General features: G+C 40.5%; 31 protein-coding genes, 1 tRNA gene and 2 riboswitches. Of the genes, 23 read left to right on the top strand and 9 right to left on the bottom strand.

Annotated elements, in window-relative coordinates:
- Position 1 precedes the first annotated feature (1 nt).
- From MHB38_RS11870 to MHB38_RS11850, 5 genes are all read left to right on the top strand, one after another.
- Positions 2-955: an ROK family glucokinase gene (locus tag MHB38_RS11870; protein ID WP_099496604.1), complete on the top strand. Its 954-nt coding sequence runs from the start codon at positions 2-4 to the stop codon at positions 953-955.
- 212 nt (positions 956-1,167) lie between these two features.
- Positions 1,168-3,087: an LTA synthase family protein gene (locus MHB38_RS11865; RefSeq protein ID WP_017357992.1), complete on the top strand. Its 1,920-nt coding sequence runs from the start codon at positions 1,168-1,170 to the stop codon at positions 3,085-3,087.
- Between the two features lie 86 nt (positions 3,088-3,173).
- Positions 3,174-4,295 (top strand): M14 family metallopeptidase, encoded by a 1,122-nt coding sequence (locus MHB38_RS11860; protein ID WP_341003482.1) that lies wholly within the window; start codon positions 3,174-3,176, stop codon positions 4,293-4,295.
- 330 nt (positions 4,296-4,625) lie between these two features.
- Positions 4,626-5,879, top strand: coding sequence for an MFS transporter (locus MHB38_RS11855; RefSeq protein ID WP_341003480.1), 1,254 nt, complete (start codon positions 4,626-4,628; stop codon positions 5,877-5,879).
- A gap of 77 nt (positions 5,880-5,956) precedes the next feature.
- Positions 5,957-6,271: an MTH1187 family thiamine-binding protein gene (locus tag MHB38_RS11850; RefSeq protein ID WP_017367597.1), complete on the top strand. Its 315-nt coding sequence runs from the start codon at positions 5,957-5,959 to the stop codon at positions 6,269-6,271.
- A gap of 24 nt (positions 6,272-6,295) precedes the next feature.
- On the opposite strand, the gene MHB38_RS11845 is transcribed toward MHB38_RS11850, so the two are convergent.
- Positions 6,296-6,469 (bottom strand): DUF2759 domain-containing protein, encoded by a 174-nt coding sequence (locus tag MHB38_RS11845; protein WP_003217333.1) that lies wholly within the window; start codon positions 6,467-6,469, stop codon positions 6,296-6,298.
- Positions 6,470-6,629: 160 nt separating this feature from the next.
- Here MHB38_RS11845 and MHB38_RS11840 point away from each other — a divergent pair, with 160 nt between their 5' ends.
- Entirely contained in the window at positions 6,630-7,268 is a 639-nt protein-coding gene (locus MHB38_RS11840) for an MBL fold metallo-hydrolase (RefSeq protein ID WP_017357989.1), read from the top strand.
- Between the two features lie 48 nt (positions 7,269-7,316).
- On the opposite strand, the gene MHB38_RS11835 is transcribed toward MHB38_RS11840, so the two are convergent.
- Positions 7,317-7,559: a DUF2626 domain-containing protein gene (locus tag MHB38_RS11835; protein ID WP_003217440.1), complete on the bottom strand. Its 243-nt coding sequence runs from the start codon at positions 7,557-7,559 to the stop codon at positions 7,317-7,319.
- A 212-nt stretch (positions 7,560-7,771) separates the two neighbouring features.
- Between MHB38_RS11835 and MHB38_RS11830 the strand changes: the two genes are divergently transcribed.
- The gene (locus MHB38_RS11830) at positions 7,772-8,152 is read left to right on the top strand and encodes a Spx/MgsR family RNA polymerase-binding regulatory protein (protein WP_007501232.1); all 381 of its coding nucleotides are present in this window, start codon (positions 7,772-7,774) and stop codon (positions 8,150-8,152) included.
- A 55-nt stretch (positions 8,153-8,207) separates the two neighbouring features.
- On the opposite strand, the gene MHB38_RS11825 is transcribed toward MHB38_RS11830, so the two are convergent.
- Positions 8,208-8,278, bottom strand: a tRNA-Gln gene (locus MHB38_RS11825).
- A 99-nt stretch (positions 8,279-8,377) separates the two neighbouring features.
- Here MHB38_RS11825 and MHB38_RS11820 point away from each other — a divergent pair.
- The 9 genes from MHB38_RS11820 (at position 8,378) to MHB38_RS11780 (ending at position 13,921) form a co-directional block, all read left to right on the top strand.
- Positions 8,378-9,250, top strand: a complete 873-nt coding sequence (locus tag MHB38_RS11820) for an STAS domain-containing protein (RefSeq protein WP_041506953.1) — start codon at positions 8,378-8,380, stop codon at positions 9,248-9,250.
- Positions 9,251-9,708: 458 nt separating this feature from the next.
- Complete coding sequence (gene comGA / locus MHB38_RS11815; RefSeq protein WP_341003479.1) at positions 9,709-10,779, top strand: competence type IV pilus ATPase ComGA; 1,071 nt, start codon at positions 9,709-9,711, stop codon at positions 10,777-10,779.
- A complete protein-coding gene (gene comGB, locus MHB38_RS11810; protein ID WP_035390815.1) occupies positions 10,760-11,800 on the top strand; it encodes a competence type IV pilus assembly protein ComGB in 1,041 nt (346 codons plus the stop codon). The genes comGA and comGB overlap by 20 nt, the downstream gene beginning before the upstream one ends.
- 16 nt (positions 11,801-11,816) lie before the next feature.
- Positions 11,817-12,110: a competence type IV pilus major pilin ComGC gene (gene comGC, locus MHB38_RS11805; protein ID WP_008342186.1), complete on the top strand. Its 294-nt coding sequence runs from the start codon at positions 11,817-11,819 to the stop codon at positions 12,108-12,110.
- A complete protein-coding gene (gene comGD, locus MHB38_RS11800; protein WP_017357985.1) occupies positions 12,103-12,549 on the top strand; it encodes a competence type IV pilus minor pilin ComGD in 447 nt (148 codons plus the stop codon). Before comGC ends, comGD begins: the two co-directional genes overlap by 8 nt.
- A complete protein-coding gene (gene comGE, locus MHB38_RS11795) occupies positions 12,533-12,847 on the top strand; it encodes a competence type IV pilus minor pilin ComGE (RefSeq protein ID WP_007501227.1) in 315 nt (104 codons plus the stop codon). The genes comGD and comGE overlap by 17 nt, the downstream gene beginning before the upstream one ends.
- On the top strand, positions 12,789-13,286 hold the full coding sequence (gene comGF / locus MHB38_RS11790) for a competence type IV pilus minor pilin ComGF (RefSeq protein WP_046343974.1): 498 nt from the start codon (positions 12,789-12,791) through the stop codon (positions 13,284-13,286). Before comGE ends, comGF begins: the two co-directional genes overlap by 59 nt.
- Complete coding sequence (locus MHB38_RS11785; RefSeq protein ID WP_046343972.1) at positions 13,283-13,666, top strand: competence type IV pilus minor pilin ComGG; 384 nt, start codon at positions 13,283-13,285, stop codon at positions 13,664-13,666. Before comGF ends, MHB38_RS11785 begins: the two co-directional genes overlap by 4 nt.
- A gap of 60 nt (positions 13,667-13,726) precedes the next feature.
- Complete coding sequence (locus MHB38_RS11780; protein WP_008342191.1) at positions 13,727-13,921, top strand: YqzE family protein; 195 nt, start codon at positions 13,727-13,729, stop codon at positions 13,919-13,921.
- Positions 13,922-13,955: 34 nt separating this feature from the next.
- Here MHB38_RS11780 and MHB38_RS11775 read toward each other — a convergent pair whose 3' ends face one another.
- Complete coding sequence (locus MHB38_RS11775) at positions 13,956-14,282, bottom strand: DUF3889 domain-containing protein (RefSeq protein WP_039166025.1); 327 nt, start codon at positions 14,280-14,282, stop codon at positions 13,956-13,958.
- A gap of 252 nt (positions 14,283-14,534) precedes the next feature.
- Between MHB38_RS11775 and tapA the strand changes: the two genes are divergently transcribed.
- The 3 genes from tapA to tasA are packed head-to-tail and all read left to right on the top strand — an operon-like array spanning position 14,535 to position 16,543.
- The gene (gene tapA / locus MHB38_RS11770; protein WP_046527018.1) at positions 14,535-15,062 is read left to right on the top strand and encodes an amyloid fiber anchoring/assembly protein TapA; all 528 of its coding nucleotides are present in this window, start codon (positions 14,535-14,537) and stop codon (positions 15,060-15,062) included.
- 49 nt (positions 15,063-15,111) lie between these two features.
- Positions 15,112-15,684 (top strand): signal peptidase I SipW, encoded by a 573-nt coding sequence (gene sipW, locus MHB38_RS11765; RefSeq protein ID WP_041091749.1) that lies wholly within the window; start codon positions 15,112-15,114, stop codon positions 15,682-15,684.
- A gap of 58 nt (positions 15,685-15,742) precedes the next feature.
- On the top strand, positions 15,743-16,543 hold the full coding sequence (tasA, locus tag MHB38_RS11760) for a biofilm matrix protein TasA (RefSeq protein WP_035390805.1): 801 nt from the start codon (positions 15,743-15,745) through the stop codon (positions 16,541-16,543).
- Between the two features lie 67 nt (positions 16,544-16,610).
- Here tasA and sinR read toward each other — a convergent pair whose 3' ends face one another.
- From sinR to MHB38_RS11740, 4 genes are all read right to left on the bottom strand, one after another.
- On the bottom strand, positions 16,611-16,946 hold the full coding sequence (gene sinR, locus MHB38_RS11755; protein WP_017357978.1) for a transcriptional regulator SinR: 336 nt from the start codon (positions 16,944-16,946) through the stop codon (positions 16,611-16,613).
- A gap of 33 nt (positions 16,947-16,979) precedes the next feature.
- Positions 16,980-17,144 carry an anti-repressor SinI family protein gene (locus tag MHB38_RS11750; RefSeq protein ID WP_008342197.1) on the bottom strand — a complete coding sequence of 55 codons (165 nt, stop codon included), beginning with the start codon at positions 17,142-17,144 and terminating at the stop codon, positions 16,980-16,982.
- Positions 17,145-17,328: 184 nt separating this feature from the next.
- A complete protein-coding gene (locus tag MHB38_RS11745) occupies positions 17,329-18,126 on the bottom strand; it encodes a YqhG family protein (protein ID WP_017367588.1) in 798 nt (265 codons plus the stop codon).
- 14 nt (positions 18,127-18,140) lie between these two features.
- Positions 18,141-19,811 carry a DEAD/DEAH box helicase gene (locus MHB38_RS11740; RefSeq protein ID WP_144610269.1) on the bottom strand — a complete coding sequence of 557 codons (1,671 nt, stop codon included), beginning with the start codon at positions 19,809-19,811 and terminating at the stop codon, positions 18,141-18,143.
- Between the two features lie 250 nt (positions 19,812-20,061).
- Positions 20,062-20,169: riboswitch (glycine riboswitch) on the top strand.
- A gap of 3 nt (positions 20,170-20,172) precedes the next feature.
- A riboswitch (glycine riboswitch) is annotated at positions 20,173-20,268 on the top strand.
- Positions 20,269-20,372: 104 nt separating this feature from the next.
- Here MHB38_RS11740 and gcvT point away from each other — a divergent pair.
- Genes gcvT through gcvPB form a run of 3 tightly spaced genes read left to right on the top strand, consistent with a single transcriptional unit; the run spans position 20,373 to position 24,286 of the window.
- Positions 20,373-21,470: a glycine cleavage system aminomethyltransferase GcvT gene (gene gcvT / locus MHB38_RS11735; RefSeq protein WP_116307130.1), complete on the top strand. Its 1,098-nt coding sequence runs from the start codon at positions 20,373-20,375 to the stop codon at positions 21,468-21,470.
- Positions 21,471-21,486: 16 nt separating this feature from the next.
- A complete protein-coding gene (gcvPA, locus tag MHB38_RS11730; protein ID WP_341003464.1) occupies positions 21,487-22,833 on the top strand; it encodes an aminomethyl-transferring glycine dehydrogenase subunit GcvPA in 1,347 nt (448 codons plus the stop codon).
- A complete protein-coding gene (gene gcvPB / locus MHB38_RS11725) occupies positions 22,826-24,286 on the top strand; it encodes an aminomethyl-transferring glycine dehydrogenase subunit GcvPB (protein WP_017367585.1) in 1,461 nt (486 codons plus the stop codon). Before gcvPA ends, gcvPB begins: the two co-directional genes overlap by 8 nt.
- Before the next feature lie 40 nt (positions 24,287-24,326).
- On the opposite strand, the gene MHB38_RS11720 is transcribed toward gcvPB, so the two are convergent.
- A complete protein-coding gene (locus tag MHB38_RS11720; protein ID WP_024718853.1) occupies positions 24,327-24,707 on the bottom strand; it encodes a rhodanese-like domain-containing protein in 381 nt (126 codons plus the stop codon).
- Positions 24,708-24,926: 219 nt separating this feature from the next.
- Between MHB38_RS11720 and MHB38_RS11715 the strand changes: the two genes are divergently transcribed.
- Entirely contained in the window at positions 24,927-25,763 is an 837-nt protein-coding gene (locus tag MHB38_RS11715) for a lipoate--protein ligase family protein (RefSeq protein WP_017357972.1), read from the top strand.
- Positions 25,764-25,810 lie beyond the last annotated feature (47 nt).

Genomic DNA, 25,810 nt, shown 5'->3' with positions numbered 1-25,810 from the left:
TATGACAGGGGATTGGTTTGTAGGAGTTGATCTTGGCGGTACGACAATTAAGCTTGCGTTTATTAATCTTTATGGTGAAATTCAGCATAAGTGGGAGATTCCTACGGATAAATCTGGGCAGACAATTACAGTCGACATTGCCAAGTCAATTGACCATAAACTAGTTGAGATCAGCATGCCGAAATCAGCCCTAATTGGGATCGGTATGGGAGCACCTGGACCAGTGGATAAAGTATCCGGAATTGTCTATAAAACAACGAATCTGGGCTGGACAAACTATCCCTTGAAAGACCATTTAGAGGCAGAGACAGGACTTCCATCTGTCATCGAAAATGATGCGAATATTGCTGCACTCGGTGAAATGTGGAAGGGTGCAGGTGATGGTGCCAAAAACATCCTGATGGTTACACTGGGCACAGGGGTTGGCGGCGGTATTATTGTCAATGGAGAAGTGGTTCAAGGCGAAACAGGTGCTGGTGGAGAAATTGGTCATATTTGTGCCGTTCCATTTCAAGGAGCACCATGTAACTGCGGGAGAACAGGCTGTATTGAAACCATTGCGTCTGCTACAGGTATCGTCCGAATCGCAAAGGATACATTACAAACAAAGAGCCATACATCATCACTTGCATCACTTACTTCGCTGTCTGCAAAGGATGTATTTGAGGCAGCAGAAAACGGAGACGAACTGGGGATGCGTGTCGTAGATGAAGTAACAACCCATCTTGGTCTTGTCCTTGCGAATCTAGCCAGTGCCTTAAACCCAACAAAAATCGTCATTGGTGGCGGTGTATCTAAAGCGGGCGAGCTTCTTCGCAGTAAAGTAGAGCGTGTCGTCAAGCATCATGCCTTCCCGCCATGTGCTGAGGATGTTGAAGTGGTGATTGCCTCACTAGGAAACGATGCAGGCGTGATCGGCGGTGCATGGATGGCAAAAAACAAGTGGCTGTCTTGAACAAAAATGTCATAATGATGTCATTTTTATTAAAATCAGCGATAGATAGGCATGAAATTGAATGATTAGCATATTCATAAGTTTGTCATGGGGAAAAAGACATTGATTTTCCATCATAGACAGGATAAGATATACTTTAGTTATTTTTGAAGAAGCACCAATAATTGGGGATGTCCCTAACCTGAGTGCGTTTTTAGCATAAGGAGGTTACAATGCGAAAGAAAAGATTAAAGGCGATTTCATTTTTACTGATTGCGACTTTGTTAATGTGGGTGAAAACCTATGTTATCTATAAATCTAGTTTTAATATCAAAATTGAAAATTTCATGCAGGAATTTATCCTGTTTATTAATCCGCTTAGCTTTCTCTTGTTTATCTTCGGTATCGGTTTATTCTTTAAAGAAAAAAATCGCAATCGATATATCATTGTGACGAGTTTTGTTCTGACATTTATTTTGTTAGCTAACATTGTATTTTATCGATTCTACAGTGATTTTCTAACCATCCCCGTCCTATTTCAAACAAACAATATGGGTGACCTCGGGTCAAGTATTACCTCTTTAATTGAACCAGTTGATTTTCTGATGTTTGTTGATATCATCATTTTAATTTGGCTCTATAAAAAACAGCCTTCCTTTAGAACAGATGTAACGATTTCACGTAAGGGACGTGCAGCTTATTATTTATTTGTGGCAGCCACTTTCTTCTTTAACCTTGGTCTGGCTGAAACAGAAAGACCAGAGCTGTTAACTCGTTCATTTGACCGTGAGATGCTAGTGAAAAACATCAGCTTATATAACTTCCATATTTATGATGGGGTTCTGCAATCGAAGCAATCCGCTCAGCGAGCACTTGCCGACAGCAATAGCTTAACGGAAATTGAAAACTATGTAAGCGCAAATCAAACAGACCGTAATGAAAAGACGTTTGGTCAAGCAAAAGGACGAAATGTCATTTTAGTATCGCTTGAGTCTACTCAGAGCTTTGTGATCAATGAAAAATTGAATGGGAAAGAGATCACGCCGTTCTTAAACAAATTGATCAAGAAAAGCTACAATTTCAGTAATTTCTATCATCAAACGGGTCAAGGGAAAACATCCGACTCCGAGTTTATTGTTGATAATTCACTCTATCCGCTTGGAAGAGGAGCTGTATTTTTCACAAATCCAAGCAACGAGTTCAAAGCCGCACCTGAGTTGTTAAAAGAGGAAGGCTATCATTCTTCTGTTATTCATGCGAATAACAAAAGTTTCTGGAACCGTGACCTGATCTATGACAGCTTTGGCTACGACAAATTTTTTGATATTAAATCATTCGATGTAAATGAAGAAAATTCAGTTGGCTGGGGACTAAAAGATGGTCCGTTTTTTGAGCAGTCAGTGGATTTAATGAAAACGATCCCGCAACCGTTTTATACGAGATTGATTACATTAACGAACCATTTTCCATTTGACTTAGATGAAGAAGATAAGCTCATTGATGAATATGACTCAAAGAGCAAAACGTTGAACAAATACTTCCCTACAGTGCGTTATCAAGATGAGGCACTAAAGCTTTTCTTTAAAAAAATGAAGGAAGCAGGTTTATACGATAACTCCATTTTTGTGTTATATGGGGATCACTACGGGATTTCTGAAAACCATAACGAAGCAATGGGACAATTCTTAAACAAAGACATTACACCTTTTGAAGAAGTTCAGCTTCAAAAAGTACCATTTGTTGTACACATTCCTGGTATCACGGATAAACATCCAAAAGAGATTGATACAGTTGGCGGGCAAGTGGATATCCGTCCAACAGTCATGAACCTTCTAGGAATCGATACAAGCAAGCAAATTCAATTTGGTCATGACCTATTATCAAAAGATACAAATGACTTCACAGTGCTACGAGATGGAAGTTTTATTACGAAGGACAGTGTTTTCACAACTGGTGTGTGCTACAACAAAGAAACGGGTGAGCCGAGAGAAGATGAGTCTGCTTGTCAGTCTTATGAAGAAAAGGCAAAACAAGAGCTTCAATTCTCTGATCAAATTATCTATGGAGATCTCCTTAGATTTTATGATCGAAACAACTCGGACCATTCACCATCTAAAAAAGAAGATGACACTGAGCTAAAAAAGGCGTCTTAATTTAAAAGAAAACCTCTGCTATTTACATGCAGAGGTTTTCTTTTTTTACTTACTGGTTCATATAGTGTGAGAGGGGAGGGATGTAAATGAAAAAGTCGCTTGGCACAATTGAATGGCATCTGGGTGAAGCAAGGAAGGAGGATGTGGCAAAGCAGCTTGGTATAGGGAAAGAAGCTTTCCGTTTATCCAATCAGTCAAATACGGAGCACCTCCTTTTACCGGGGTATAGACTTCCAGAAGGGACCCATTCATTTCAATCGGTAGGTGATGTGCAAAGCTTCATTGCGCCTTACCGGCTCCAGCAATCAGATGAATGGATCAGCGGAACATTTGAATATGATAGCGCTCACTTAGAACGAGAGCTTCAATATTTGAAAGCTGTTTTTCCTTTTCTTCAGATGAGTGTGATTGGTCAATCAGTGCTTGATACGCCCATTTATGAAATCCGTACGGAGCCTGTACAACATTTACATTCCATACATGTTAATGCCTCTTTTCATGCAAATGAATGGATCACGACCTCCGTTTTATTAAAATGGCTTAAATCACTTTGTTTAGCGGCCTCGGACCCAGTGCAAGCAAGACATCACGAAGCGGTTCGTATATTGCAGACCACTGCTTTGTCTATTGTCCCGATGGTAAATCCAGACGGTGTTGATTTGGTTCGCAATGGTCCAGAATCTTTAGGGCTGCGCCGTGAGGAGTTCGCACCGCTAAATGGTGGATTTTCCGATTATCGAGAATGGAAGGCGAATATTCGAGGAATTGATTTAAACAATCAATTTCCTGCTTATTGGGAAATCGAATATTATCGTAATAAGCCGAAGGCACCGTCTTATAGGGATTTCCCAGGGCATCAGCCGTTAACAGAACCAGAAGCGAAAGCAATGGCACATCTCGCCTTACGAAAACGCTTTGACCGGCTAATTGCCCTTCATACACAAGGAGAAGAGATATACTGGGGTTTTCTTGGCCACGAACCTGCCATTTCAAAAGAGACGGTCGAACGGTTAGAACGGGTGAGTGGTTACAAAGCGATTCAATATCTTGATAGCTATGCAGGTTATCGAGATTGGTTTATTTATCAATGTAAAAGTGAGGGCTATACGGTGGAACTTGGGCGAGGTAAGAACCCGCTTTCTATGAGTCAATTTGATTCGATCTATGAAAAAACAAAGCGGTTATTGTGGGAAGCATGTAAGTATTAAAAGCACCTAATTGGTGCTTTCAGCGTGTAGACAAACCTTCGCATTCTTTGTCAGTCCTGTGTGCCGGTGCTCACGAAGGTAAAATTCGCTCCGCGCCAGTACTCGTCCTTCCTAGGGCTGCAAAGGTTTTCTATCAAGCTGAAAAGAAGACAAAGGGCTAAAATCAAGTTCATTTTCGCCCTTTGTCAACAATCATTTAATCCGTTCAAACCAATCAATTTCTTATGGTCAATAAAAACCGTGCTGATGTGATTGACGAGAGCATCCCTGTAAGCTATTGTGAAAGAGTGGATGTAAAAAAAAGGATATGAATTAGGGAGATGTCGATGATTGAATGCTCAAATCCTGTGGAAACGGAATTTTACTTATCTATTTGTTTCTAAAATGTGTAAAATTACTGCTGATAGTTTATCTTTTAACACCATTTTGTGGCTTTTAGTGCTAGGGGGAAAAGGAGCAATTGGAACAGCATTTTTTATTGCCGTTAGTTTTGTCCCTCAAGCCATTATTGGGCCGTTTATTACCCCAATGATGAAGCCGCATCAATTGAAATTTTGGATGTGCTTTGCTGATTTAACTCGGGCGGCGATTATACTTGTGATTGTGGTGAGTTACTTTTATGATTTTTCTCCTTTGGCACTCATCATTGGCGGTATGTTGCTGCATTCAGCGACTGGTGGTTCCTATGAACCAGCTTCGGTGTCCATTATTCCAAAGCTTGTGCATGAAGATGTGATACAAAAGGCGAATGCAACCATTCAATCAGCCAGTCATGTGGTCAGGCTTGTGACTGTGACGATTTGTGGTGTCATGATTGCATTTGTAGGGGTAGGATATACAATGCTTGTGATTATTCCTCTTTACCTCATGTCCGCTTTGCTGGTTTTGCTGATTACATATAAAACGGAAGCGATCATGGATGAAGGAAAAAAAGGATTGTCATACGGAAAACGATTAATAAGAGGATTTTCACTTGTGAAAAGTCATCATATTTTGTTTCCATTAGCCATTTTTTGTGTCTGCTCCAATTTTGCTGCAGCACCGTGGGAGGCATTGTCGGTTATTTATTTAACAGAAGATTTACATAGTGGACCAGTAGTATATTCATTCATCAAAGTGACCACGGCATTAGGTGCATTTTTGATGGGATTCGTTTTAACAAAGGTGAAAGTGAATCGATACGGTCTGTTGTTTATCGGGGCAGGGATCGTTGATGGAATTGCATTTTTCATTACAGGGATGAATGCCTTATTACCACTTGTGTTTATATCTGCATTTGCCTTAGGTGCAGCCATCAGTGCAGTCAATGTACCTGAGCATACGATGATTCAATTGTCAGTAAAAGCGGAGGATCAGCCGCAAGTGTATGCGATTATTAACATGATCTCGTATTTAATGATACCGTTAGGCGCTCTCATTGGTGGCTATATGGCGACGTTATTCGGTTCAGGATATGTCATTGCAGCTGGTGGACTGATCGAAGCTATTTCAGGTATATGCTTGCTCCTTTTCACAAAGATTGGGAAGGTAGAGAGAGCAGATTTGACGATAGAACGGGACAAACCAAGCTTAAACGCCACATGATGATGGCATTTTTGAATCACGATGGGTTACAATGAGAACGAGAAAGAAATAGGATGTCATTGAAAGGAGCAAGAACCATGGCGATAGCAGATGTCACCATCATTCCAATAGGCACTGAGACACCAAGCGTGAGTGCATATGTAGCAGACGTACAAAGACTGTTAGAGGGCTTTCAACAAGAAGGGAAAATCAAATATCAGCTCACACCAATGAATACTTTAATTGAAGGGGAGCTATCCGTTTTATTTGAGGTCATTCAGCGTATTCATGAAGCTCCATTTGAAAAGGGTTTACATCGAGTAGCAACCAATATCCGCATAGATGACAGAAGAGATCAAACGACCACCCTTTCAAGCAAATTAGAAAGCGTGAATAAACATTTGAATCAATAGAAAAAGCCTGCTTATTGCAGGCTTTTAATGTGCAGTTGGATAACCGCTATAGATGATGGTCATGACGGTAAACCATCCAAAAACCAAAAATGTGGCGCCAGCGAAAGCAATGGCTAGTACGTTCACTTTTTTGAGTGAGCGATAGATGCCGAGAGCGGCTAAAATCGTGACTAGACCAAAAATAATGACGAGCATCATATGAAAGTCCCCCTTTGTCATCAATCCCCTTGATTTCCTTTCTTTTCATTTTAACCGTTTTCATAAAGCTTGTCGAGTACATTCAAGTTGACGATTGTTTGAATTTTTATTGAATAGCCTTCATAATAAAAAAGAATGAAAAAAGTAGTAGGTGATGAAAATGAATTGGAGAAGAATGCCGCTAGGCTATGTGCAAGCGAACGCATATATTTGGAAAAATGAACAGGGAGAATGTTTAATTTTTGATCCAGGTGGCGAAGCGCAAAAGCTAATTTCTTATGTGAAAGAAAAACAGCTGAAACCACTTGCTGTCTTATTGACACATGCCCATTTTGATCATATTGGTGCAGCAGATGAGGTGCGTCAAGAATGGGGAATTCCGCTTTATGTCCATGAAAAGGAAAAAGAATGGCTGACAAATGCTCAGTTAAACGGTTCAGCTCGACTAATTGGTAACGGAATTACGGTCAAAGAAGCTGAACAATTGATTACGTCAGAAGGACCTCTTCAAATTGGATCGTTTACATTAGAAATGTTCCACACACCAGGTCATTCACCTGGCAGTGTGTCTTACTATTCAGCGGAAGAAGGATTTGTGATTTCTGGTGATACTCTATTCCAAGGTGGTATCGGGAGAACTGATTTAACGGGCGGTAATCAAGACGTGCTGCTTCAATCGATACATGACAAATTGTTGTCATTGCCAGAATCAACTCTTGTGTTAAGTGGACATGGCGAGGAAACAACTGTGCTTACAGAACAGGAGCAAAATCCGTTTATCAATGGGTTTTCTTTATAATAGCACGCACGAAAAAAGCATCTCTTTCAAAAGAGATGCTTTTTTCTATTAATGTCCGGTACCGGGAACCATGATGAAAATCGAATAATATGTAAATCCGGCAAAGAAAATCGTCAAGTACGCTCCGAAAATGTAAATATACATTCTTTCGGATAAATTCAAGTAGGATAAAAATACAAAAAGAACGGTTTGACCGAAGAACAGCAAGGATGCATCTTTCATATGTCCTAAATAGAACATGACAGCAAAAATACCCGTCCAAAACCCAAGAACGCGGAACATGCGATTCATTTCTTTCCCTCCCCTTAAAAAACCCCTTTGATTCATATTATAGCTGATGATCACTTGTTATGTAAACATTTACATTTTTGACAACGTGTGAACATTCGTTCTTTCGTTAGAAAAAATTTTTTTGAAAAAGTGATGAAAAAGTGTTTATGCCTAAATGCATGAGGGTACTTAGTCTATAAGAGAAAAGGTTAACGACCTAAGGAGGAAGACTAATGAGTGACATTACTTTTTATTCATACCCAAGCTGCACGTCTTGCCGCAAAACAAAACATTGGTTAAAGGCGAATCAAATTGATTTTAAAGAGCGTCACCTTTTCAGAGAAACGCCAACACTAGACGAATTGAAAAAAATCCTTTCCTTAACAACAGAAGGAATGGATGAAATTTTAGCTACTCGAAGCCAAGCTTTTAAAAGCTTAAATTTAAATATTAATGATCTAAAAGTAAATGAGGTACTTCAGCTTCTCATTGAAAAACCAAAGCTGCTCCGGAGACCTATTATCATTGATGGAAATAAATTAGTGGTCGGCTATAATCCAGGAGAACTCATGAAAATTTCAAAAAAGAAAGCGATTCATCAATCGGTTTCCTAATCAAAAACGAAGATCAGCTGAATGATGTTTCAGCCGTCTTCGTTTTTGTGCTGAACTGGGCTAGCTGGGTTCGAACCAACGATCACGGAGTCAAAGTCCATTGCCTTACCACTTGGCTATAGCCCATTATGAAACGTGTAATGCTATTGTTCACCATCTGCGGTCATTTATACATAAAAAGTTGGTTGTCACTAGTTGTAAGTGAAAAAGGAGCGAACGACAGAAATGAAAAATGAAAAATCTGAGCAATTATATGAATTTATTCTTAAAGAAGCCCCTGTCATGACCGAAGAATGGCTGAAAACAAGAACAGAAGAAGGCTCATTATATTCCAAACATGCTTCAGAGGAGACAGAAAAGAAGCTGAAAGAACAAAACACAGCATTTATCCAAACCATTGCAGCAACGTTAGTCACGCTATCAGATAAAGTAGAAGACCATCTAAAAAAGTGGTCAGTTGATATTGCCCGCGATCGAGCTGTTCATGAAGTACCTTTATATGAAATCATCGGACAATTTAAGGTGTTCCGCCACATTTTTTGTTCCAGAATTGAGACCTTTACACAACATACGGAGCTTGAAGTGACACTCAAAGATGTGTGCGATTGGAATCAGCATTTTCACGCCACATTTGATGACATGATTGCGCGTTTATCAGAAGAGTATGACCGCGTGACGATCAATCAGCTTAATGCACAAAGAGAAATGATTCAAGAGCTTAGTGCGCCTGTTATTCCAGTTTCAAAAGAGATCGGTATTTTGCCGCTGATTGGTGAAATTGATACGTACCGGGCAAAAATCATTTTGGAATCAGTACTAGAACAGGCATCTAGACTGCGTCTAACCCATTTATTTATTGATATATCTGGCGTTCCCGTTGTTGATACGATGGTTGCTTATCAGCTGTTTAAAGTGGTTGATAGTGCGAAGTTGCTAGGAATTGAGACGATTATATCAGGCATTCGCCCAGAAATCGCTCAAACTGTAGTGAAACTCGGCATTGATTTCTCAAAAGTAAATACTGAACACAGCCTTGCAAAAGCTTTAGAAAAAAGAGGCTTTCGTATCTTTGAAGAGCAGCAGCAAGAAGCAACGTGAACCAAAAAATGTTACTAGTAAAAGTAACGGGTCCGTTGACAAGGAGAAACAATATAATGAGCATATGAATGAGATGACCAATTCGCATACAGATTTGGTCTCTTTTTTTATCCATAAATCAGACACGAAAGGATATTCTTTATCTTCAAATCAGTAATCTATTAAGGAGGATTAAATTTGGAGACACCTCCTTGTAACAGATCATCCATAATGAAAGAACCAAATGAAATGATCATCAAAAAAGAGGTGCCAATAGCACTTCTTTTTTATTTTTTCCTCTGAATGGAACCCGCTGTTGTAAAAGTCAAATTTTTTGATATGTCCTTCTGTTATTTATAGATGAAATACACCTCTAATTGAATATTTTCACACCTTTTCAGTCATGAAAATCATGAAATGCGTTTTTGTCAGGCACGTTCCGCCATCATACAATATGGTCACTGAAAGGAGTGAACCACTTGTATGGTATTGAATATTTGGGGCAAGAGCTGCTAGAAGAGGCGTGCCGCATGAGAGCATCTGATGTGCATATTGTTCCGAGAGAAAAGGAAGCTTCAGTCTCTTTTCGTGTAGACGCTGACCTCATTCAGCAGCGGATCATTGACAAAAAGAGCGGAGAGCGGCTCATTGCTCATTTCAAATTTTTATCTTCTATGGATATTGGTGAAAGAAGGAGACCACAAAATGGATCATTGGCTGTGATGTTAAGACGCGGTCAAGTGTTTGTTCGGCTCTCTACACTACCAACTGTCAATGATGAAAGTCTAGTGATTCGGATTTTACCGCAGGATCATGTGCCGAAAACAAAGTATTTGTCACTGTTCCCGAAGGCTTCAGCGAGATTATTATCGTTTCTGAATCATTCACATGGGCTCATTTTATTTACAGGACCAACAAATTCAGGGAAAACGACAACACTTTATTCATTGATTCAGTTTGCCAAAAAACATTTTAATCGGAATATTATTACCCTTGAAGATCCTGTGGAAACAAGAAATGAAGAAGTGCTGCAGGTTCAAGTAAATGAAAAAGCTGGTATCACGTATGCGGCAGGTTTACGCGCTATTTTAAGACATGATCCAGATATGATTGTGCTTGGAGAAATCAGAGATGCGGAAACAGCCCGAACAGCTATTAGAGCAGCTTTGACAGGTCATTTAGTCATGAGCACACTGCATGCAAAAAATGCAAAAGGAGCTCTTTATCGAATGCTGGAATTTGGAGTGACGATGAATGAACTCGAACAAACAATGGTTGCCATTGCTGCTCAGCGGTTAATCGAACTCGTATGTCCATTTTGCGGCGAAATGTGTGAGCTTTATTGCAAACTAAATCGGCCAGTCAGACGAACAAATGTATTTGAACTGCTTTACGGAAAAGAGCTTGGTGAGTGTATCAAAGAGGCAAAAGGAGAATACGCTCATTCGTCATACGAAACACTGCAAAGGTTAATTCGGAAAGGAGTGGCACTCGGCTATTTATCAAAAAGCACATATCATCGCTGGGTTTATGAAGAAACGAACCTCTAAAGCATGGTCTAAAAAAGAACAAGCTGAATTCTTATCGAAACTGGCTCAATTGATTCAAGCTGGATATACATTGGTTGAGGCATTAACGATGGTGAATATTCAGTTATCAAAAAAACAGCAACAGCGATTAACGCCAGGCATTCAGTGGCTGCTTGAAGGGGAGCCTTTTTACGTTGTACTTGAGCGACTTCATTTTCAGCGGGAAGCCGTCGCTATTCTTTGTTTTTCAGAGAAACATGGCAGCCTAGCGCGAGCTCTTGAACAAAGCGCCCGTTTTTTAGAGAAAAAAATCATGCAGGTAGACACATTCAAGCGTATGTTACGATATCCGATTTTTCTTATGTTTACGGTTTTTGTTGTGCTCATCATTGTTCAGCAAATGATCGTCCCTCAATTTTCTTTATTATATTCATCTATGAATACAAGCATGTCATGGCTCATTCAAGGAATGTTTGGCCTCTTCCAATTCCTACACGCTTTGCTGCTCATGATCGGTTGTATATGTATCTGTCTTTTTGGATATTATGAGCTCTTTTTTAAGAAAAAATCGACCCTTGAGAAACTAAAAGTCATCAGCAGGCTGCCGGTGTTATTTAAAGGGGTGCAGCTGACGCATACGTATCTTTTTTCCCTTCAACTAAGCGGACTTCTTCAAGCTGGGTTATCGATTTACGAAAGTTTGCAAGCTTTTAAACAGCAGACCTATTTACCCTTCCTTCAAGAAATGTCTGAACAAATGATAGGAGAGTTAAGAAAAGGTGAGAGTATGGAACATCAAATAAGCCGGTCTCCTTTTTTCGAAAGGCATTTTGCGGCTGTCATTAAGCATGGGGAAGCAAGTGGGATGCTAGCAAGAGAAATGTACACATATAGTCAATTTCTTTTAGAGAATGCAGAATTGAAAATTGAAAAATGGGTTTCATGGCTGCAGCCTGTCATCTATGGCTTAACAGCATTTCTTATACTCATTGTGTATTTATCTATTCTTTTACCAATGTATCAACTAATGGAACAAGTGTGAAAAGGAGGACTAAAGCATGAATGATAAAGGATTTACACTGTTAGAAATGTTAATTGTTATGCTTGTGATCTCCATTCTTTTATTGATCACCATTCCAAATATCACTCGGCATCATCAAAGCATTCAAGCAAAGGGCTGTGAAGGGCTGAAATCAATGGTGAGTACACAGGTAATGGCATATGAATTAGAGCATGACGGCAAGACGCCATCTTTAGCTGAATTAGAAAAAGAAGGCTATGTCAAAAAAGGATTAACTTGTCCAAATGGAAAAGCAATTTTCATTCAAAACGGCGATGTGAAAAATGAATAAATCGCTTTTCCAGGAGAAAGGATTTACACTCATTGAGCAGCTCTTGATCGTCATGATTTTCTCTATCTTATTATCGATAATAGGTGGAAAAGTGCCCAATGTATTAGAAAGTGCTGAAGCAAAAAAGCAAGTGAACTTGCTAAAACAAGATCTTCAATTGGCATCTTATACTGCATTTATTAAAAAAACACGAGTAACTGTTGAGTTTCACCCGCCCAATGTATCTTATCAAGTCATCGAGCAGAATAGTGAGCAGATCATTGCTTCTAATCCACATAAAAAAGGCACCATCAAGCAATCCACATTTCAAAAAGGCCTTCACTTTAATAAAAACGGACATCCAAATAGCGGCGGTTCTCTCATTGTTCAATTTGGCAGTCAAATATATAAACTCACGATTTACTTAGGGAGCGGGCGGATTCATGTTCAGCAACAATAAAGGATTTAGTACGTTTGAGATGCTCTTTTCTTGCCACCTCTTTCTATTTGCTGCTCTTGTGCTCGTGCCATCCTTTGAAAAACTGACAATTGGGAAAGAAGAATTAAGGGCTAAACTTGAAGCTTATCAAATCTTACATGAGTATATGAATAAAGCTTTTATAGAAGGTCAAAATGAATCAAGTACAAAGAAACGAGGCGAGATCACATATGAATTCATTTGGGGTCAGGAGAAGGGATGTGTTTCATACAAAGTACAAAAAAAGAAGACGATTTGCTTTCGACATTTGGAGCGATGAACAAGGCTTTACACTCGCTCAAGCAATATGGCAATTGCAGCTATTTTTGCTGCTTTCTTTTGGCTGCATGCTGCTTTTATCAATTGTTGAAAAAGCTCATCCGTTTGCAGAAATCAACAAATTTTCGGAAATGGAGTGGAAACAAACGGTCCTGCAATTAGAGGAGGATCTAAATTGTGCTGTCGCTGTAAGAGCGGTGAAAAATGGAACAGCTCTGGAGTATACTTCAAGTCAAGGGCGAGTGGTGACGATTGAGCCGTATCAAGAGATGCTTCGTAAACGAACGGATCAGGCAGGTCATCTCCCTTTATTACAAAAGGTGAAACAATTCTATGTAGGAACAAAAGAGCAAACCACCACTCTCCAAGTCACAGATGTATTTGGTCAAGTACATGAGGCTGTTTTTTTCACTTACAAAGGAGTGATTCCTAAAACGTGAAAAGAGAAGACGGGTTTATTTATCCTCACGTATTTGCTGTCATTCTTTTATTTTTATTGATTCTAGGCTCGATGACCATTGGGTTTCAAAAAGAGTTGAAAAGTGCAGAGCTCACGATTTCTTTTTATCAAAAACAGCAGTTATTTAGGATGGGACTAAATGAAGCTGCAAACAAATTAAATCGTATTTGTGATCAGCAATTAAGTCCAATTGTCACAGAAGAAGGCCGAGTGACATTGAAGCGAATTGGGTGCGATCACAGAAAAAAGATAGTCCGCCTCTTGGTTAACATCGAAACAAAGGGTGGTGTAACTGACGAGCGGGAACTAGAGATGAATAAGGAGACAGGAGAAATCAATCAATGGATCAGCACTCATTAGCGAGTGTATAAAACGATACTCTTCTTGGTAACACTTTAAGGAAGAAGAGGTGAGTGTTCGATGAAGACAAATGATTATGTAAAATATATGACGCAGGAAATTATTAAATATATGAATACACCACGTGACGAACGGAAAGAACATAAACAGGAAAAAATGGAGACAAAACCACCATTTTCTCAGCGTTTATTTGGTGTTCTGCCATTTGGCTTCTCAATGATGCTAAAAAAACGTCAACGTCATCGACAAAAGTAAAAAGCCGCCAGAAGGCGGTTTTTTTAATGCCATTTTAGCTGTATTCTTCCACAACAATGACTTTATTGACCTTGTTCGAGTATGGGTTATAGGAAATGGTGACATATACCCCGAATTCTTTGGCCTGATCTTTCAATGTAATATGATATTGCTTCACAGATTCCTTCTCCCGGTGCCGATCCCACACTTTTTGTTTGAATAAAACATGTGCCAGCGGATACCGTTTTTTTGCTTCTTTGACTGCCCTTGTTTCCCATTGATCTGCGGCGGCAGTGATTCCTTTTGCCTCCGCTAGATGGGCGCTTTGGATCAAAGGGCTTAACAGTAAACTGAGCATGATCATGATTCTTCCATATTTCAACTAACATCACCTCACCAATTATTATCCTGACCAAATCCTGCACTTTTATGTAAATTTTTAAGAAGTACAAATGTCACAGAAAAAAATATTGAATATGGCGAAAGAATGAGAAAATGGAAGAATTTTCTCGGTAATGTTCTTGTTTAAGAACAAAATGGACTAATTTGACGTTTTGGATTTTATAGGTAATTCCTTATACTGAGTGTAATCGTTCTTTTTAAAGAACAATTGTTCAAGGAGTTGAAAGAATCAATGAAACAGCCGCTCTTTGTACTATTTTGTGCTATTTGTTTGATTTTCACTTCTTTTTTTATTACGTCTACTAATGCTTCTTTTAACGATGTCGAGCATTCGAATTTTGTCATGAAAACATGTGAAAATTTCGAAGAGACAGATCAGCATTGTCAGCCGAAGAAATGGGATAGAAGCCATTTGAAACTGATCGATCAAACGATCATTGAGGGGACAGTCTGTGCGCCTCAAAAGTTGAGCATGTCACTAAAAAATATTGGACAACCCATCGCGCACTCTGAATGGAAGTGGGAACTGTATAAAGTAGAGAGTGCTCAGATGCCATTACAAGATGGCCATGTTATTGAAAAAGGTGCTATACAGTCCCTCTCATCAGAAGAAACGACGACTGTCACGGCAGTTAAAGCAAAAACAAATGGAATCTATTTGTTTAAAATCTATTATCCTAAAGGGTTTGGTGGTTCTGAAAAGCCATTCTTTACGTCTCAACATATGCAGCTTTCGAACTGTCAAGAAAAGGCGTCCTAAATAGGGTTTGCCTGCTGAATGAAACATGATATGTAAAGGGGAGAAAGGTATGAAAAAGTGGATGAAAATGTCTGGGAGTATTCTTTACGCGCTGGTCTTCACAATGATGATTGTGTGTATTATTGTCGTGTTGTCATCAAGAACAACAGGAGGAGATCCTCAGATTTTTGGTTATGAGTTCAAGCAAGTATTATCTGGATCAATGGAACCGGAATTTTCGACTGGTTCATTGATTGTCGTGAAACATGTCACCTCACCTGAAGCACTCAAAAAAGGGGATATTATTACGTTTCAAACGAAGCAAGACCAATCCTTTGTGACTCACCGCATTGTTGGGGTGAAAGGAAAAGGAGTAAATAAAGCCTTTGAGACAAAAGGAGACCACAATATGTATCAAGACGGCACGCTCGTCAAAGCGAATCAAGTGACTGCGCAGTATACGGGAGTGAACATTCCTTATGCAGGAAAGCTTCTTTCGTATGCAGGAACTTCTGCTGGGACCGCTCTTTTGCTCATCATTCCAGGGGTGATGCTGCTTGTTTATTCAACCATTCATTTTGTTGGTGCTGCCAAACATCGAAGACATACGGCTGAGTTACATATGTCAGAGGAACAAGCATAAATTTTCGTTTGTAACCTAAATCAGGTTTCAATAAAACAATTTATTAGGGGGTTCAATCATGGCAATGAAAAAATCAATTCGTTTAGGTGTTTTATCGGGAGCATTAGGTCTTGCTTTAATTGGAGGGGGAACGTGGGCTGCATTTAATGATGTTGAGACGGCAAACGCGGTCTACTCTACAGGAGAGCTGAATCTATCTGCAAAAGAGAATTCCGGCGCCATCAACCTTGCGAACATAAAACCCGGTGACCGTATAAAGAAGGAATTTAATTTTGAAAATAAAGGGTCTCTTGCAATTAATCAAGTCCTGATGAGTCTTGATTATAGCCAATTTCAAGATGGAACATCAGCGAAAAATGGCGGGAAGAATACAGCTGAAGAATTCCTCAGCCAATTTCAGGTGAGTGTTCTAACGGTTGGAGCCGAAGGTGGGAATGGATACCCGAAAAATATTATTTTAGACCATGCAAACCTGCTTGACCTGCATCTATTAACGTCAAAGCAGGATCAGACCGCATTTGAAAAGCTTCGTCATGCCGTCGATGAGAAGTTTTTACATGAAAGTGGTAAAATTAATGTTGCCACCGTTGATGGGTCAACAGCTCCAGAGTATGACGGCATTCCAAAGAATCCGTTTGATTACGATAAAATGGAAATGATCATTGAATTTGTCAATGACCAGACGAAGGATAAAGCGGGTCACTATATCCAAAATAAATACCAAGGCGATGCGATTCAAATTGATCTTTCCTTCGAAGCGACTCAGTGGAATGGTTTAACGATCAATCCAAAAAAGCATACGGATGAAAAAGGCTACGTGAAAGAAAACGAAAAAGCACACAGCGAAGATAAAAAATAAAGTCAGTCTTTAGACTGATAACAAGATCTGCATAGCAATTGGAGGAGTATGCGCTAAAACATGCGCATTACTCCTCTTCTTGCTTTTTTTTCCAGATTTGATAATCTAAAAATTCACGAAATTGCTTTTTCGAAACCCCTGATGTCATTGCATCTCGAACTAGTTTTTCCCATTCACTATCTAATTGACCATCGTATTCGGTTTCATCATTTTCGTTTAACAGTGTATGAACCGAGACGTCCAGAACAGCGGAGACTTTTTCAAGAAATTGAATGGAGGGGTTTGTTTGCAAGTTTCTTTCTATTGAACTTAAATAAGACTTCGCTACCCCAGCCTTTTCGGCCAGTTCTGATAGTGAGTAGCCTTTTTCATTGCGGTATTGTTTAATACGCTGGCCAATCAATGTCATCACCTTCCTTTCGATATTATAGCACATTCAGAAAGGTTTGATAGAATGACTTCTTGCCATAGGGGGAGACTCAGAGGACTTTTCGCGTGATTTGAGAAAATGACGGACTTCTTCTACTGTTAGTCCTGCTTTGCGCGCTTCGCGTAATAATTGAACCCATTCACTGTCTAATAACTTCGTTTTCTTTTCCATACAAATACCCTCCTAAAATACTGAATCGTGTATTTCAGGCACTTAACGCATGAAATGGAAAAACACAGGTGATAAGACCTCATAGATTGCTTGCGTCATGTTTCCGCCCAATACAAACAGACAAACGTTGCTTTTGATTGATCGAAAATTTGATATCACATGAAAGGGAGGGAGACATGCTAAGTCAGCCCCCTCTTTTTTGCTGTAAGTAAAAAAGTCCGCCATTTTCAATCGTAAGACTGATTTTTGGTTCGTATAAAGTTTTAAGTGCTTGTCTTTCTATTTCATATTCTACAGATGTGTCTGAAGTCCCTTCATAAAATTGGTTTAAAAGTTCCGAGTCTTCTTTCCACTTTTGAACAGCTCTTACCGCCCAATCATCCGGCTCTTCATTGGCATAACGTTCCATCAGGCTGTAAAGCCGTTTGACGCCGCTCTCTGGCTTAATCATCGTACTCATTGTGAAGCAATAATCAGGAATTTGAGACGATAGCTCACGTGCTTCTAGCTTCTCTTGAAATTGTTCGATGACTTCTCCGCGTATTAGATGAAGTCCAAGAGACAGCAGTTTGTCTTTTTTACGGTCTGCCAGATAGGATATTTTGACATTGAGACCAAGCCACGGCTCCAGTGCGATCTGGCTGTTTGTGAGCGGTCTGACTTTTTCATACAGCCGAATAAAACGGCCTTGCTGTTTCACAACCTCGAATATTTGGAATAAACGAGGGGAGCCGAAGTGGACAAATTCTCCTTCGACCGAGTCATCAGCTTTTTTTTGATCGGTGATCAAAGTCAATTGCCGTGGCTCAGGTACGCCTCCCGTTTTTTCGAGCCAATGCCAATAAAAAGGACGGTTCATGATCAATTTATCCATTTCGATTGTCAGCTGTACGGTCATGTGCCCTGCACTTTCTTCAAGTATGTCGCATTGATTTGCCTGAAAGAAACGGAGAAGAAATGTGTGAATCTCGCGCTGCTCCATTGGTCAACTCTCCTTTATGAACCTTGCTGTCTTTCTTCTAAAAGCGGTGTTTGTGCTTCTGTTAAATAGGAAGCAAATTGGGTTAATTTCTTTTTCATGTCTACGTCAGACTCGTGCTGGAAGAGAATTTGATGCAATTCTGTTTCAGCATCTTGGATATCAATTCGGGTTAAAATATCATCTAGATCGCCAATGACGTTTTCAAACAGCTGAATTTTTTCATATAAAAGTTTTAAAATATGTTCTTCGACTGTCCCGCTTGTTGCCATATTGTAAATGTGGACATCCCGCTCTTGACCGAGCCGGTGAATACGTCCAATTCTTTGTTCCAAGCGCATTGGGTTCCACGGAAGGTCGTAGTTGATGATTTGGTTGCAAAATTGAAGGTTGATCCCCTCGCCGCCTGCTTCTGTTGCGATGAGAACTTGCGCCCGCTCTCTAAATAAATCTTTCATCCAGTCTTTTTTACTACGTTTAAACCCGCCTCGAAAAGGAACCGAACTGATGCCGTTTTGCTGGAGAAACCATTGCAAATAAATTTGTGTCGCACGGTATTCAGTGAAGATAATGACTTTTTCATTTAATTGCTGAATGAGTTTAACGACTTCAAGTGCTTTAGAATTTTGTTCTACCTGGTTAATTTTCTCCATGATGTGTATCATCGCAGAAGCACCTAGAATGTGTTTTTCCTCTTCTTGCATTTTTTTAATGGTCATATAGACGGCCTCACGACTCGAACAGCATTCTCGTTCTAAGGTCATAATTGAAAACATGTGCTTCGTATAGGAAGGGTTTTCTTTTAACTTGCAAATTTCATCATATAGTGCTTGTTCTGTCGGGGAGAAATCAATAGAAATCGTCTTTACATGACGCTTTGACCACTCGATGCCAGTGTCTTGTCTCCGGTTCCGAATCATGACTTTATTGACTAACTGTTTTAGCCGGTCATGGTCTTCAAGTTGAAGATCTTTTTTGGCAAAGAGGTCTTTAAATTGTGTTTCATTACCTAAATGGCCTGGCTTCAACAGAGAGACGAGATTAAAAATTTCTCCTATCCGATTTTGGATAGGTGTGGCTGTGAGCAGTAGGCAGAACTTTTTATTCAAATTTCTCACAAACTCATAGTTTTTCGTTTTATTGTTTTTCAGTTTGTGTGCTTCATCAATAATGACCATATCGTAGGAGATGGATAAGATCGTGTCTCGATGCGGCTGTCTTTTGGCTGTATCAATTGAGGAAACCACAACATCGCACTGCTCCCACACATAGCTCTTCTTTTGCTCGACAGCATCTATGTAAAATTTCGTCCGCAGTTCTTGTACCCATTGGGACACAAGGGAGGCGGGTACGAGAATGAGAATCTTTTTAGCAAGTCCGCGAATCATGTATTCTTTGATAATCAGTCCTGCTTCAACGGTTTTTCCAAGACCCACTTCATCTGCTAAAATGGCTTTCCCATTCATCTCTTCTACGACTCTTCTAGCGACTTCGAGCTGGTGTTTTAAAGGAGTAAATGCAGGCAGGTGCGCAGGTGCTTGCAGTCCTTCAAATGAATCAATGGCTGTCACTTTTTGTACCTGTGCTGCTAAACGGTACATATCCCAATTCGCCCAGGGACCGTCTGCTGTAAGCCGCTTTTGAAATTCACTTGCCCATTTTTGATCAAATATCGTTTGAATATTCAATGTGACCGCCTGCCTTTCTGGTAGAGTGATGATAAAATCGTTCTGTTTTTAAACGCTTCATTTTTTGATAGCGATTTAAAAGATGTTATATATCAATAAAAGCGAACGATAATGAATGATTATTTTAAAAATGTTAATGATTTTTCTGTTGCTCTTCATCCATTTCTAATGGTAGGATGTTGGTAAGTGATCTAGAGAATAAGTCACCCATTTTGATAGTATGTCCAATAAAGGTGAAGAATATGAGCGGATGATGGTATGGGGAGAGACCTAGCGGTTATTTTGCACTGACAGGCGCCGAAGGAGCAAGCTGAATTGGTTCAGTGAATCTCTCAGGCAAAAGTACTCTTACCGGACGCAACTCTGGAGAGTGTTTGCGCAGCGATTTTTAGCAAACCACCAAAGGGGAAAACGCACAATGATGTTGTGCTGTAAACTTTCAGGTGCAAGGACAGAGACTTCTTTTTGATAAAAGGGAGCGCTCTGTCCTTTTTTGCTGTGATTTTTTTCTGAAAATTCAGCTTGTGATGTGCACTGTAAGAAAAAAGGGGGAAACGATTGATGTTGAAACGAACACCGCTTTTTCATGCGTATGAAACGTTTGGCGCAAAAACCATTGACTTCGGGGGCTGGGAATTACCTGTCCAATTTTCTTCCATTAAAGAAGAACATGAAGCTGTTCGAACAAAAGCAGGGCTGTTTGATGTGTCTCACATGGGTGAGGTGGAAGTCACAGGTCAGGGAGCCCTTCCTTTTTTACAAAGGTTATTAACCAATGATCTGTCAAAGCTGACAGACGGTAAGGCACTATATACAGCCATGTGTTATGAAGATGGCGGAACGGTGGATGATCTGCTCGTCTACCAAAAAGAAAAGAACAACTATTTACTTGTGATCAATGCTTCAAATATTGAAAAAGATGTGGATTGGCTGCTTAAACATCAAGGTGAGGAAGGTGTTTCGATTAAAAATGTCTCTGATCAAACCGCCTTGTTAGCCCTTCAAGGACCTCATGCTGCTGACATCATCAAAGATGTTGCGGATGAAGAGGTAACATCACTGAAGCCATTTACGTTTTTATCAAAAGCAATCATTGCGCAAAAAGAGGTGCTTGTCTCAAGAACCGGCTACACAGGAGAAGATGGCTTTGAAATCTACTGCCAGTCAGAAGATGCTGTTCACCTTTGGACCGCTTTATTAGATGCCGGACAGCCGAAAGGACTGATTCCATGTGGACTCGGTGCACGTGACACCTTAAGATTTGAAGCAAGACTTCCGCTTTATGGCCAAGAGCTCACAAAGGATATTTCTCCTTTAGAAGGCGGCATTGGTTTTGCTGTTAAAACGGATAAAGAAGCAGATTTTATCGGAAAAGATGCACTTAAAAAACAAAAAGAAGAAGGACCAAAGCGAAAGCTTGTCGGGATTGAAATGATAGATAAGGGGATTCCGCGGACAGACTATCCGGTCTTCTCAGGAGATAAGCAGATTGGTGTAGTCACAACCGGTACACAATCTCCAACATTAAAGAAAAATATTGGGCTTGCCTTGATTGAAACATCAGAGGCGCAGCTTGGGACAGAAGTGGAAGTGCAAGTTCGTAAAAAACGTCTAAAAGCCAAAATCGTCGCCACACCATTTTATAAAAGAGCCAAATAACGAGGAGGAATAGAGGATGAAGCACAGGTATTTGCCGCAAACAGAGCAAGATCAAAAAGAAATGCTGGATGTCATCGGTGTTCAGTCGATTGATGAGCTTTTCTCAGATATCCCAGAGAAAGTCAGATTCAAAGGTGCATACAACATCAAAGAAGCCGCATCTGAAACAGAGCTAGTGCGGGAATTGTCTCGTCTTGCTGCAAAAAATAAAGATACAGTGGCCTATGCCTCGTTTTTAGGTGCTGGTGTGTATGATCATTACCAGCCTGTGATTGTCGACCATGTGATTTCACGTTCTGAATTTTATACAGCGTACACACCTTATCAGCCTGAAATTTCTCAAGGTGAATTGCAAGCAATCTTTGAATTTCAAACAATGATTGCTGAGCTGACCGGTATGGATCTTGCCAACTCCTCGATGTATGATGGCGGAACGGCATTAGCTGAAGCGGCGATGCTGGCTGCAGGACATACAAAGAAGAAAAAGGTTGTGGTCTCTGAAACGGTTCATCCTGAATCAAGAGCGGTGCTGAAAACATATGCGAAAGGACAGCATATTGAAGTCGTCGAGGTACCTGCGCGAAAAGGTCAGACCGATCTAGCTGCATTAGAAGAAGCTGTCTGCGAGGAAACAGCAGCGGTCCTTGTACAATACCCAAACTTCTTCGGTGTTGTTGAACCGTTAAAAGACATTGAACCGATTGCACATAAAGGGAAAAGTTTATTCATCGTCTCAAGCAACCCGCTTGCACTTGGTTTACTGACACCTCCAGGAAAGCTTGGGGCAGATATTGTCGTTGGTGATGCGCAGCCATTTGGCATTCCAGCTGCATTTGGCGGACCTCATTGTGGATATTTTGCTGTGACGAAAAAATTAATGCGGAAAGTGCCGGGGCGTTTAGTCGGGCAAACAGAAGACGAGAACGGTGTGCGAGGATTTGTGCTGACCCTTCAAGCGCGCGAGCAGCATATCCGAAGAGACAAAGCGACTTCAAATATTTGTTCGAACCAAGCATTAAATGCGTTAGCCGCTTCTGTTGCGATGACGGCGCTTGGAAAAACAGGTATCAAAGACATTGCCTATCAAAACGTACAAAAAGCCCATTATGCCAAGACGCAGGCAGAAAAACACGGGTTACAGGCTGAAATAGAGGGCGCTCATTTTAATGAATTTGTGTTGAAACTGAATGAACCTGTGAAAGAAGCCAATAAACGATTGCTTGAAAAAGGAATCATCGGTGGATATGACTTGGGACGGGATTATCCAGAGCTTCAGCAGCATATGCTCGTCGCTGTGACAGAACTAAGAACAAAAGAAGAAATTGATACGTTCATCAAGGAATTGGGGGATCGTCATGAATAAACAAGATCAGCCGCTTATTTTTGAATTATCCAAAGAAGGAAGAATTGGTTACAGCCTGCCTGATTTAGACGTACCTGAGGAGAAGCTCCCAGATTTATTTGATGAAACGTATATCCGCCATGAAGATGCGGAGCTGCCAGAGGTTTCTGAGCTGGATATTATGCGTCACTACACAGCATTATCTAGGCGTAATCACGGGGTCGATTCTGGCTTTTATCCTCTAGGCTCTTGTACGATGAAATATAATCCAAAGATTAACGAAAAGGTGGCACGTCTTGCAGGCTTCTCGCATGTGCATCCACTTCAAGAGGCAGACACTGTGCAAGGTGCATTAGAGTTACTTTATGATTTAGGCGACCATTTAGAAGAAATTACAGGAATGGACGCCGTGACATTACAGCCTGCGGCAGGAGCACATGGCGAATGGACGGGGCTCATGATGATTCGTGCATACCATGAAGCAAGAGGAGATCATAAACGAACAAAAGTCATCGTGCCTGATTCTGCTCATGGAACAAATCCCGCATCTGCAACAGTGGCTGGATTTGAAACGATTACGGTGGCATCTAATGAACATGGGCTTGTCGATTTAGACGACCTGCGCCGTGTTGTCAATGAAGAAACGGCGGCTCTCATGCTCACAAATCCAAATACACTTGGCCTTTTTGAAGAAAATATTTTAGAAATGGCTGAAATCGTCCACGGAGCAGGCGGGAAGCTCTATTATGATGGAGCGAACTTAAATGCCGTATTAAGCAGAGCAAGACCGGGGGATATGGGATTTGATGTGGTTCACTTAAATCTTCATAAAACCTTTACAGGTCCACACGGAGGAGGAGGCCCTGGTTCAGGTCCAGTTGGCGTGAAAAAGGATTTGATTCCATATTTGCCAAAGCCAGTGCTTGTGAAGAAAGAAGGTCGTTATTTCTTTGATTACGATCGTCCAGAATCCATCGGCCGTGTGAAACCGTTCTATGGGAACTTTGGTATCAATGTCAGAGCGTATGCGTATATCCGCTCTATGGGACCAGACGGCTTAAAGGCTGTAACTGATCATGCGGTGTTGAATGCAAACTATATGATGCGCCGCTTATGTGCTCATTATGATTTGCCATTTGACCGCCACTGTAAGCATGAATTTGTCCTTTCAGGTAAACGTCAAAAGAAACTAGGTGTGCGGACACTGGATATTGCCAAACGATTACTTGATTTTGGCTATCATCCGCCAACGATTTACTTCCCGCTCAATGTAGAGGAATGTATCATGATTGAACCAACTGAAACAGAATCAAAAGAAACCCTTGATGCATTTATTGAAGCGATGATTCAAATTGCAAAAGAAGCGGAAGAGAACCCAGAAATCGTACAGGAAGCACCACATACAACCGTTGTGAAACGAATGGATGAAACAAAGGCTGCACGGAATCCAGTGCTGGTTTTTGAAAGAAAATAAAAAGACTCATGGGGGGCAATAGCTCCCAGAGTCTTTTTTGTTAGTTCTTTGTTTTAATGCGGCCGCCCCATTTTTTAAAGCCGCCCTTTAAATTATAAATCTCACGACAGCCATTTTTACGTAACGTTTGAGCAGCCTTTCCGCTTCTCAAATTATTTTGGCAATAGAGATAAACAGGCTTGTCAGGGCGTATTTCATTTTTGCGCTGCTTTAATTGTGAAAGGGGAATGTTTCTTGCGCCTAAAATATGTCCACCTTCAAACTCATTTGGTTCTCTCACATCAATGAGTTGGGCTTTGCGGTAACCTTTGATAAATTCTGCTTCCGTCAGCGTTTTCATAATGCGCTGCTGATAAATGTAACTGCCGATGGAATAAAGAACGAAAAGTCCACAAAGTGAGAGGACGATATAGTTGAATATTGGCAATACGACTCGACTCCTTCTTGAGCATCAGCACAGTCACCTGTCTGATGGTACGTTTTAGACAAATACTATTATAGTAAAGCAAAAGAAACTTGTCATCATAAATGGTAAGAATTATTTTCAATTCCTTCCCTATTTGATAGACTGATGAAGAGAGAAAATCGGTGGTCACCACCGTCATCTAACGTTGACTACGTAAAAGAGAAGGGATTTTATATGCAAAAAGAGAAATGGTGTTTCATTGATACAGGAAACCAAGACCCTGCCTTTAACATGGCAATGGACGAAGCCTTGCTTTATTGGCATAGCGAGAAGCTGATCCCGCCTGTGATCCGTTTTTATGGTTGGAATCCAGCGACATTATCTGTTGGATATTTTCAACATGTTGAAAAAGAAATCAACATGGAAGCGGTTGAGCGCTATGGTCTTGGATTTGTTCGCAGGCCTACAGGAGGCCGCGGCGTTCTTCATGATCAGGAATTGACCTACAGTGTCATCGTGTCAGAAGAGCACCCAGAGATGCCGGCGACGGTGACAGAGGCATACCGCGTCATTTCAGAAGGGATTTTAGAGGGCTTTAAAGAACTGGGACTCGATGCGTATTTTGCCATTCCTCGTACAGAAAAAGAAAAAGAAAGCTTAAAAAATCCAAGATCGTCTGTATGTTTTGATGCGCCTTCATGGTACGAGCTTGTTGTAGAAGGCAGAAAAGTAGCAGGCAGTGCGCAAACAAGGCAAAAAGGTGTGATCCTCCAGCATGGCTCGATTTTAATTGATCTTGATGAGGATAAATTGTTTGATTTATTTCTGTATCCAAATGACCGGGTGAGAGAGCGGATGCAGCGCAGCTTTAAAAACAAAGCGGTGGCGATCAATGAAATTTCAGATCGAACATGTACGATAGACGATGCGCGTGTTGCATTTAAACGAGGGTTTGAAAAAGGATTAAATATCGAGCTTGTGCCTTATGAGCTGACAGATGAAGAGTTGGCATTTGTTCATCACCTCGCCAAAACGAAATACGCCACAGATGATTGGAATTACAAGCGTTAAGACGAAGGACTCTTCTTGTTTTTTAATGGGCGATGGTGTAGAATTGT

The organism is Bacillus sp. FSL K6-3176 (assembly GCF_038003325.1).
Taxonomy (GTDB): Bacteria; Bacillota; Bacilli; order Bacillales; family Bacillaceae; genus Bacillus; species Bacillus altitudinis.
Note: the sequence above shows the minus strand (reverse complement) of the source record. Positions and strands in the feature narration are given on the sequence as shown.

What these genes read in the sequence shown, in the direction of transcription:
- MHB38_RS11870 (WP_099496604.1), top strand. Translation starts at nt 2, where the DNA reads ATGACAGGGGATTGGTTTGTAGGAGTTGATCTTGGCGGTACGACAATT.
- MHB38_RS11865 (WP_017357992.1), top strand. Translation starts at nt 1,168, where the DNA reads ATGCGAAAGAAAAGATTAAAGGCGATTTCATTTTTACTGATTGCGACT.
- MHB38_RS11860 (WP_341003482.1), top strand. Translation starts at nt 3,174, where the DNA reads ATGAAAAAGTCGCTTGGCACAATTGAATGGCATCTGGGTGAAGCAAGG.
- MHB38_RS11850 (WP_017367597.1), top strand. Translation starts at nt 5,957, where the DNA reads ATGGCGATAGCAGATGTCACCATCATTCCAATAGGCACTGAGACACCA.
- MHB38_RS11845 (WP_003217333.1), bottom strand. Translation starts at nt 6,469, where the DNA reads ATGATGCTCGTCATTATTTTTGGTCTAGTCACGATTTTAGCCGCTCTC.
- MHB38_RS11840 (WP_017357989.1), top strand. Translation starts at nt 6,630, where the DNA reads ATGAATTGGAGAAGAATGCCGCTAGGCTATGTGCAAGCGAACGCATAT.
- MHB38_RS11835 (WP_003217440.1), bottom strand. Translation starts at nt 7,559, where the DNA reads ATGAATCGCATGTTCCGCGTTCTTGGGTTTTGGACGGGTATTTTTGCT.
- MHB38_RS11830 (WP_007501232.1), top strand. Translation starts at nt 7,772, where the DNA reads ATGAGTGACATTACTTTTTATTCATACCCAAGCTGCACGTCTTGCCGC.
- MHB38_RS11820 (WP_041506953.1), top strand. Translation starts at nt 8,378, where the DNA reads ATGAAAAATGAAAAATCTGAGCAATTATATGAATTTATTCTTAAAGAA.
- comGB (WP_035390815.1), top strand. Translation starts at nt 10,760, where the DNA reads ATGAAGAAACGAACCTCTAAAGCATGGTCTAAAAAAGAACAAGCTGAA.
- comGC (WP_008342186.1), top strand. Translation starts at nt 11,817, where the DNA reads ATGAATGATAAAGGATTTACACTGTTAGAAATGTTAATTGTTATGCTT.
- comGD (WP_017357985.1), top strand. Translation starts at nt 12,103, where the DNA reads ATGAATAAATCGCTTTTCCAGGAGAAAGGATTTACACTCATTGAGCAG.
- comGE (WP_007501227.1), top strand. Translation starts at nt 12,533, where the DNA reads ATGTTCAGCAACAATAAAGGATTTAGTACGTTTGAGATGCTCTTTTCT.
- MHB38_RS11780 (WP_008342191.1), top strand. Translation starts at nt 13,727, where the DNA reads ATGAAGACAAATGATTATGTAAAATATATGACGCAGGAAATTATTAAA.
- tapA (WP_046527018.1), top strand. Translation starts at nt 14,535, where the DNA reads ATGAAACAGCCGCTCTTTGTACTATTTTGTGCTATTTGTTTGATTTTC.
- sipW (WP_041091749.1), top strand. Translation starts at nt 15,112, where the DNA reads ATGAAAAAGTGGATGAAAATGTCTGGGAGTATTCTTTACGCGCTGGTC.
- tasA (WP_035390805.1), top strand. Translation starts at nt 15,743, where the DNA reads ATGGCAATGAAAAAATCAATTCGTTTAGGTGTTTTATCGGGAGCATTA.
- MHB38_RS11750 (WP_008342197.1), bottom strand. Translation starts at nt 17,144, where the DNA reads ATGGAAAAGAAAACGAAGTTATTAGACAGTGAATGGGTTCAATTATTA.
- MHB38_RS11745 (WP_017367588.1), bottom strand. Translation starts at nt 18,126, where the DNA reads ATGGAGCAGCGCGAGATTCACACATTTCTTCTCCGTTTCTTTCAGGCA.
- gcvT (WP_116307130.1), top strand. Translation starts at nt 20,373, where the DNA reads ATGTTGAAACGAACACCGCTTTTTCATGCGTATGAAACGTTTGGCGCA.
- gcvPA (WP_341003464.1), top strand. Translation starts at nt 21,487, where the DNA reads ATGAAGCACAGGTATTTGCCGCAAACAGAGCAAGATCAAAAAGAAATG.
- gcvPB (WP_017367585.1), top strand. Translation starts at nt 22,826, where the DNA reads ATGAATAAACAAGATCAGCCGCTTATTTTTGAATTATCCAAAGAAGGA.
- MHB38_RS11715 (WP_017357972.1), top strand. Translation starts at nt 24,927, where the DNA reads ATGCAAAAAGAGAAATGGTGTTTCATTGATACAGGAAACCAAGACCCT.